General features: G+C 67.6%; 1 protein-coding gene and 1 pseudogene. Both read right to left on the reverse strand.

Going from position 1 to position 614, the window contains the following annotated elements:
• Positions 1-242, reverse strand: a pseudogene (locus D1614_RS28325) (hypothetical protein); the annotation flags it as partial.
• Positions 243-307: 65 nt separating this feature from the next.
• Positions 308-614, reverse strand: a 307-nt coding sequence (gene lptM / locus D1614_RS28330) for an LPS translocon maturation chaperone LptM (protein ID WP_206610173.1), incomplete at its 5' end; no start/stop codon positions are given.

Consider the following 614-nt stretch of genomic DNA (forward strand, 5'->3'; position numbering starts at 1 on the left):
ATGTCAAAGCCAGCGCCTAGCTGTGCGAACACCTGCAGCACGGCGAGGTTCGAGTTGGCTTTCATGGCGTACTGCACATGCGCGTTGCGGCCCTCGCATGCGGCGGCGTAGGCCCGATAGTTGGCGGTGAGCGCGGCGCGCGAGTACACGTAGGTGGGCGTGCCGAACTGCGCGGCAATCGCGTCGAGTGCGACGCCTTCGATCATCAGCGCGCCTTCCTGGCGGATCAGGGACTCGGACATGAGCGGGAACATTCTGGGCGTCGCACCGGATAAGGACGGCGCCGGTTGAGCGAAAAAGGACGGGATCAGCGGTTCGCGGGTACCGCGCTGGCGGCATCGGCGGGGGGTTTGGCGCCCGGGACCGGCGGCTGCGGCACGGCGTTCGGGCCGGCGATGCCAGGGTCGGCGGTTTGCGGCGCGGTGGGTGCCGGTGGCACCTTGGGCATGTACAGCGGCCCGCGAATCCCGCAGCCGGATAGGCCTGCGACCGTCAGGGTCAGGCCGACAGTGGCTACAATGGCGGCGGTTCGTATCATCGGATGATGGTGCAGAAAGGATGCCCAGGGCGTGACCCTTGCGGCGATCGGAGTCATATGGGACGAGGCGCCTGCT

Origin of the sequence: Maribellus luteus (assembly GCF_003576475.1) — a bacterium.
GTDB lineage: Bacteria > Bacteroidota > Bacteroidia > Bacteroidales > Prolixibacteraceae > Draconibacterium > Draconibacterium luteum.